The organism is Acinetobacter sp. P8-3-8, assembly GCF_000214135.1.
Lineage (GTDB): Bacteria > Pseudomonadota > Gammaproteobacteria > Pseudomonadales > Moraxellaceae > Acinetobacter.
In genome coordinates this window covers 1-6,511 of record NZ_AFIE01000086.1, presented here as the reverse complement: position 1 = coordinate 6,511, position 6,511 = coordinate 1, and the positions used below count along the sequence as shown (strand labels likewise).

Sequence of the window (6,511 nt, the reverse complement as noted above, 5' to 3'; positions counted from 1 at the left end):
TTTTTTTATGGTAGATCATGTATAACTGATGCTATGTATTTTGTGGGTATTGAGAGAAAATGTTACAAGCTGGAATTTATAAACATTATAAAGGCAATTTATATCAAGTTTTTCATGTGGCTACACATAGCGAAACATCTGAAAAAGTAGTTGTTTATCAATGTTTATACGATGACTATTCAATATGGGTACGCCCTTATGACATGTTTGTAGAGCAAGTTCAATTAGAAAATGGTGAAATGAAACCAAGATTTGAATTTTTACATGCTGTTTAATTTAATGTGAAATCTCTGATCTAAGCATTTGTACAGTGGTTAAAGCCTTTTTAAGTAGATCATACAAGTCATTTTGAGAAAGTATAGAATTCAAAATGTATTGATTTTTACTGAAAAGGCACTGTAGGGAAACAGAAAATATTGTTATAAATATAAAGATAAATAGTACCAAAAGGTAAATTTATTTAATGTCATCACGATGACCTAAAATATTGAAATAATAATGATGAAAGAGATGAGGATGATCCAAATATGAGTTTAAGTAACCCATTTTTACTAAGATTAAATGAATTATATCAGTCCTTTATCAAGTTTGATGCAACACAATGCGATCGAGTAAATCGATACCGTAATATTGAACCCGAATCTGCTTTATTTCTTGCGATGCAAGTCAGAATTCAGCAATCAAAGAAAATTTTGGAAATAGGAACTTCGACGGGTTATTCAACTTTATGGTTGGCTGATGCCGCACAGGTGACGGGTGCTAAAGTTACGACCTTAGAGATTGATGAAAATCGAACATTGCAAGCGAAGCATTATGCTCAAGAATTACAAGTCGATGATGTGATAGATTTTTGGGTTGGGGATGCACAAAATTTTCTAGAACAAAGTCAGGAAAAATATGATTTTATTTTGTTAGATGCAGAAAGAAATGCCTATTTGAATTATTGGACATATTTACAACATATGATTCAGCCGAAAGGTGGGGTGCTTATCGTCGATAATGCCATTTCACATGCTGCTGAAGTTAAAAGTTTGATCAATGAAATTAAACAAGATACACGATTTATGACAACTACATTACCGATTGGTGCAGGTTTGTTTGTTGTTACATTTAAAAATGATTAAATGATGAATTGTTCGGATTATAGGGAGTTTGAACTCCCTATAATAATAGAATGAAGTATGAATAATAAAATGTGGAATGACTTTTAAAATATTGTATATGTACTTTTAAAAGGTGAAATTGAAAGTTTTATTGAATTGAAATACGTTTAAAGTGTAAATCGTATTCTAAATATTTATGCACAAACGCAGTTTTATCGCTACACCGAAGTAAATTATTATAAATAAATTTAGGCACAGGGTGATACAGTTCACCATAACCATTATCATAAAAAATTTTTAAATACCGAGAAGAAGCATTGTACTTCCAAGAAGTCACGGTAATCATTGATCCCATAAGCAACCCCTTAATTTTTAATTAATTTCACAGAGAAAAGTGCTCTGTATATTTTGAAGTTAATCCAATATTGCTGAGCAATGTATAGCAAATTTGTAAATAAATTTATCCTTGAATTTCATGCTGAATGATCACTTTAAGATGTTTATAAAAGAAATCTGTACCAATACCAGCAATGTCTAAGTTATAGAGTGTTTCTAGCCCGAAGGAAATGGCAATTAAGCGCCAAGCAATATCTTGAATTTCATTTAAATCAAATTGATAAGTTCCATCAGCTCGTCCAAGTTCTAATACTTCAATAATTGTTTGATGCCACAATTGAATGGCTTCTTGATACGCTTTTTTTAATACTAAGTCTGTATCAATTGAATTTTCTGCATCATTCCAAAGTTTGAGATAAGACTGTTCTTCAGCACTTTCTTCAAAACCGAGTACATATATTAAAAGCTCATCGCATTTGAGTTCTCGTTTTACTTGAGTCAAGTCAAGGTTGAATCGAACCAGTTCAAGAAATACCTCAGCTTTTAATTCTGAAATTGATCTGAAATGATGATGAATTTGACCCGTAGAGATGGATGCCGTATTGGCTAAATGCCGAACAGTTAATGTATTTAAACCTTCATTTAAAACGATTTCTTTAGCAAATTTCATGATCTGAGATTTGCGCTCAGCTTTATTTAAGTAACTCATTTTTACAAAACCAGATATTAAATTGAACACATGTTCAATTGTTGGTGTTATAATTTGAACGTATGTCCAAAACTAAAAGGCAATTCATTCATATGTTACGTCAGTGGTATATTTTAGCAATCATCGTGCTGATTTATTTGCCCGTTTCTATCGATGCGACCGTACTACATGTTGCTATTCCCACCTTAATTCAGGAATTACAGCTGAGTAATAATCAAATGTTGTGGATCATTGATATCTATTCTTTGATGATGGTTGGCTTAATTCTACCTATGGGGGCATTGGGAGAGCGTATTGGTTATAAGCGGCTGATGTTACTGGGGGGATTCATTTTTGGTTTCAGTTCTTTGGTTGCTGCATTTTCTACATCAGCCAATATGTTGATTTTTGCCCGAATCATTCTGGCTTTTGGCGCAGCCATGATTATTCCTGCAACATTGGCTGGATTACGAAATACTTTCCTTGATGAAAAGAAACGAAACTTTGCACTCGGATTATGGGTTGTGGCAGGTGGCGGTGGGGCAGCATTTGGCCCTTTAGTCGGTGGTGCGTTGTTAGAGCATTTCCATTGGGGAAGTATTTTTTTAATTAATATTCCCATTATTATCGGGGTTCTCATTGCAGGTTATTATATCCTGCCTGATCAGCCGATTAATAAAAATAAAAAGATCAATATTGTTGATACTTTATTGCTCATCAGCTCAATTTTATTGATCGTGTATGCATTAAAAACAGGAATGAAGCAGTTTGATTATTCAGTTGCTGTATTTGCTACGTTGGGGCTATTGATCGGATTCTACTTTGTCCGTAAACAGCGTAAGCAGTTACAGCCTTTGATTGATTTAAGCTTGTTTGAGCATAAAGCGGTCAAAGTTGGTTTTGCGATTTCAATATTTACTATGATCGCATTGGTTGGATTTGAGTTGTTGATTGCTCAAGAGTTGCAATATGTACACGGCTATTCTCCATTACAGGCTGGTTTATTTATTTTACCTTTCATGGTCGCAGTTAGTTTAAGTGGTTTCTTTGCCAGCTTTCTGATTAATCGACTGGGTGTACGATGGATCAGTATGATTGGATTAACATTGTGCGCAATTTCTTTAATCGGCTTGGCTCAGACCAATTTTACCCATCAACAATATCAAGCTTGGTTTTGGATGATCATGCTTGGATTTTGGGTGGAAGCCACTTTTCTTGCATCAACTTCTGCAATCATTTCCACGAGTCCTGTTGAAAAAGCAACTGCTGCGGGTTCGATTGAAGGTATGGCTTATGAGCTCGGCACTGGTTTTGGTGTAGCGATATTTGGTTTATTGGTCTCTTATTTTTATAGTAAGCATATTCAATTCCAATCATTTATGTCGACTGAAAACTTTGATTTAGCAAAGAATTCAATTGGTGAAACAGTACAAATATTATCATCAATGGAGATGGAAAATAGCGTTGTCATTCGTGCTATGGCCAATGATGCCTTTTTAAGTGCGCATCAATATGTTTTATATTTATCAAGTTTTACTTTGATTGTTTTGACGTTATTTATTTATATGTATTGGTCAAAGAAAAGTGCTTAGATAAAAACCTTAAGTAAAAGTAGTAATAAAAAACCACGTTATAAAACGTGGTTTTTTTCGCTCGATCTAATCTAAACGATTAGATTTTACCAACTAGGTCGATAGAAGGAGCTAAAGTTGCATCGCCTTCTTTCCATTTAGCAGGGCAAACTTCACCTGGGTGAGCGTGTACATATTGAGCAGCTTTAACTTTACGCAGAAGTTCAGAAGCATCACGACCAATACCACCAGCATTGATTTCGATGATTTGGATTTTACCTTCTGGATCGATTACGAAAGTACCACGATCAGCAAGACCAGCAGCTTCGATTAGAACTTCAAAGTTTTTAGAAAGTGTCCAAGTTGGGTCACCAACCATTACATATTCAATTTTTTTGATTTCTTCAGAAGAATCATGCCAAGCTTTGTGAGTGAAGTGTGTATCAGTAGAAACTGAGTAGATTTCAACGCCTAATTTTTTGAATTCAGCATAGTTATCAGCAAGGTCACCAAGTTCAGTTGGGCAAACGAAAGTGAAGTCAGCTGGATAGAAGAAAACTACAGACCATTTACCTTTAAGGTCAGCTTCTGTAACTTCGATGAATTGACCGTTTTGGAAAGCTTGTGCTTTAAATGGTTTAACTTCAGTATTAATTAAGCTCATCATTATCTCCATGATTGAGGTGCGTTTCTAAATATGTAAAATATCATAATGAATTATTTGTTATTGGTGAAATAGTATTTTTTCATAGCTAAAATCGGAAAATTGAATTTAACCAGATTCAAACGCTTTTCACCAATGACGGTTCTTCAGTATTGTGTCATCACATGAATAACCTATTTATGCAGTATTGATGTGATGATTCAATGACAGAAGCCATGCTTTCTGAATCTGCTACAAACATGATGCTTCTTCGTAGTGATTTCAAGTCTCTTTTCGAAAAAAGATATAAAAATTATTTCAATGTATAGAATATGTTCATATAAGAAGTACCTGCGCTGTTATCAAATCCTGATTTATTGACTGAGAATGGTCACTTCATCTCTATTTAATGCTTAAAAATAGGAAAGCCTATCTTGTTTTACATCCAATATTATTTTAATAAGGTGAATGAATTCATAATGAATAGACTATCTCTGATTAGGTTTACAGCGTAAAATGTACAGTTCAATTTGAGTATTAGGATAGTGCCTCTGTGTTAAGTGATTTAAATGTCGATCAATTGGTCATGGTTCGAGATCGCCATCGTTTAAGTCGGCTTAAAAAGGGTAAAGATGCAAATCCTGAACAATTCCAACAATTATTTGAAAAATCAAATCATAAAGTACGTGAACGTTTAGCTCGTCTTCCCAATATCAAGCTAAATCAGGACTTACCTGTAACGCAATATGCGGATCAATTGATTGCAGCGATTCAAAAGCATCAAATCATTATTGTCGCAGGTGAAACTGGCTCGGGTAAAACCACGCAGCTTCCACAAATTGCGATGCTTGCAGGACGTGGTTTGACGGGAATGATTGGTCATACGCAACCTCGTCGTCTTGCTGCCCGTAGTGTTTCACAACGTATTGCTGAAGAGGTCGGTGAAAAGCTGGGTGAGTCGATTGGTTTTAAAGTTCGTTTTAATGAACAAGGTTCCAATGATTCTATTGTTCGGTTAATGACGGACGGTATTTTACTTGCTGAATTATCTAATGACCGTTATTTAAATAAATATGACACCATCATCATTGATGAAGCGCATGAGCGTTCATTAAATATTGACTTCATTATGGGCTATTTAAAACAGCTAATTAAAAAACGCCCTGATTTGAAAATTATTATTACTTCAGCAACTTTAGATGTAAATCGATTCAGTCAATATTTTAATAATGCACCTATTTTTGAAGTTGAAGGGCGTAGTTTTCCTGTAGAACTTCGTTATAAGCCAATTTCAGAAATGACGATTGGAGGCAGTGATGATGATGACTTCGATGATTTTGAGGAAAACCTCCCACGTGCCGTCGTACTAGCTGTAGAAGAATGTTTTCGTGATGCTGAAAGTAAAGGGCATCCTGAACATGCAGATATTCTAATTTTCTCCAGTACAGAACAAGAAATTCGAGAACTACAGGAAACTTTACAAAAGTTTGGTCCTAAACATACGCAAATTTTACCGTTATATGCACGTTTAGCGTTGGCAGAACAACAAAAAATCTTTAATCCATCAGGTGGTGGACGACGGATTATTATTGCAACAAACGTGGCTGAAACAGCACTGACTGTTCCGAATATCCGCTATGTCATTGATAGTGGTTTTGCACGTATTTCACGTTATAACTATCGTTCTCGGGTGCAGCGTTTACCCATTGAAGCGATTTCTCAGGCAGCGGCAAATCAACGTAAAGGGCGTTGTGGACGTATCGCACCGGGTGTGTGTATTCGTTTATATAGCGAAGAAGATTTTCAGAGTCGTCCTGAGTTTACTGAACCTGAAATTAAACGAACCAATTTGGCATCTGTTATTTTGCAAATGCAAAGCTTAGGTTTGGGGTCTGTTGAATCTTTTGATTTTATTGAACCACCTGATCATCGTTTAGTGAATGATGGTCGTAAGCTATTGATTGAATTGGGGGCGATTGATGATGTCCAAAATTCAAATCCTGCTCAGTCTTCTTTTACTAAAGGGGAAGGTACAGCTCAGCAAGATCAAATTTCTCCACTTTCTCAAAAAGGGGCAAGGGGAGATTCTGATCATGCTAAAGAGCAAAATCCCCCTCAGTCCCCCTTTAATAAAGGGGGAAGTACGGCTTTACAAGAACAAAGTTCCCCT

7 protein-coding genes are annotated in these 6,511 nt (G+C 35.4%); 4 read left to right on the top strand and 3 right to left on the bottom strand.

Annotated elements, in window-relative coordinates:
• Nucleotides 1-59: 59 nt before the first annotated feature.
• Both GGG_RS0118005 and GGG_RS0118000 read left to right on the top strand, forming a co-directional pair.
• Nucleotides 60-275: a DUF1653 domain-containing protein gene (locus tag GGG_RS0118005; RefSeq protein WP_010117520.1), complete on the top strand. Its 216-nt coding sequence runs from the start codon at nucleotides 60-62 to the stop codon at nucleotides 273-275.
• A gap of 252 nt (nucleotides 276-527) precedes the next feature.
• Entirely contained in the window at nucleotides 528-1,124 is a 597-nt protein-coding gene (locus GGG_RS0118000; protein ID WP_010117517.1) for an O-methyltransferase, read from the top strand.
• A 127-nt stretch (nucleotides 1,125-1,251) separates the two neighbouring features.
• Here GGG_RS0118000 and GGG_RS0117995 read toward each other — a convergent pair whose 3' ends face one another.
• Both GGG_RS0117995 and GGG_RS0117990 read right to left on the bottom strand, forming a co-directional pair.
• Nucleotides 1,252-1,458 carry a KTSC domain-containing protein gene (locus GGG_RS0117995; RefSeq protein ID WP_010117516.1) on the bottom strand — a complete coding sequence of 69 codons (207 nt, stop codon included), beginning with the start codon at nucleotides 1,456-1,458 and terminating at the stop codon, nucleotides 1,252-1,254.
• A gap of 105 nt (nucleotides 1,459-1,563) precedes the next feature.
• Nucleotides 1,564-2,148 (bottom strand): TetR family transcriptional regulator, encoded by a 585-nt coding sequence (locus GGG_RS0117990; protein ID WP_010117514.1) that lies wholly within the window; start codon nucleotides 2,146-2,148, stop codon nucleotides 1,564-1,566.
• A 92-nt stretch (nucleotides 2,149-2,240) separates the two neighbouring features.
• Between GGG_RS0117990 and GGG_RS0117985 the strand changes: the two genes are divergently transcribed.
• The gene (locus GGG_RS0117985; protein WP_010117512.1) at nucleotides 2,241-3,719 is read left to right on the top strand and encodes an MFS transporter; all 1,479 of its coding nucleotides are present in this window, start codon (nucleotides 2,241-2,243) and stop codon (nucleotides 3,717-3,719) included.
• 79 nt (nucleotides 3,720-3,798) lie between these two features.
• Here the strand turns inward: GGG_RS0117985 and ahpC are convergent, their stop codons facing one another.
• Nucleotides 3,799-4,362 (bottom strand): alkyl hydroperoxide reductase subunit C, encoded by a 564-nt coding sequence (gene ahpC / locus GGG_RS0117980; protein WP_010117510.1) that lies wholly within the window; start codon nucleotides 4,360-4,362, stop codon nucleotides 3,799-3,801.
• Nucleotides 4,363-4,894: 532 nt separating this feature from the next.
• On the opposite strand from ahpC, the gene GGG_RS0117975 reads away from it, so the two are divergent.
• The coding region (locus tag GGG_RS0117975) for a helicase-related protein (RefSeq protein ID WP_010117508.1) at nucleotides 4,895-6,511 on the top strand (1,617 nt) is incomplete at its 3' end.

What these genes read in the sequence shown, in the direction of transcription:
- GGG_RS0117995 (WP_010117516.1), bottom strand. Translation starts at nt 1,458, where the DNA reads ATGGGATCAATGATTACCGTGACTTCTTGGAAGTACAATGCTTCTTCT.
- GGG_RS0118005 (WP_010117520.1), top strand. Translation starts at nt 60, where the DNA reads ATGTTACAAGCTGGAATTTATAAACATTATAAAGGCAATTTATATCAA.
- GGG_RS0118000 (WP_010117517.1), top strand. Translation starts at nt 528, where the DNA reads ATGAGTTTAAGTAACCCATTTTTACTAAGATTAAATGAATTATATCAG.
- ahpC (WP_010117510.1), bottom strand. Translation starts at nt 4,362, where the DNA reads ATGAGCTTAATTAATACTGAAGTTAAACCATTTAAAGCACAAGCTTTC.
- GGG_RS0117985 (WP_010117512.1), top strand. Translation starts at nt 2,241, where the DNA reads ATGTTACGTCAGTGGTATATTTTAGCAATCATCGTGCTGATTTATTTG.
- GGG_RS0117990 (WP_010117514.1), bottom strand. Translation starts at nt 2,148, where the DNA reads ATGAGTTACTTAAATAAAGCTGAGCGCAAATCTCAGATCATGAAATTT.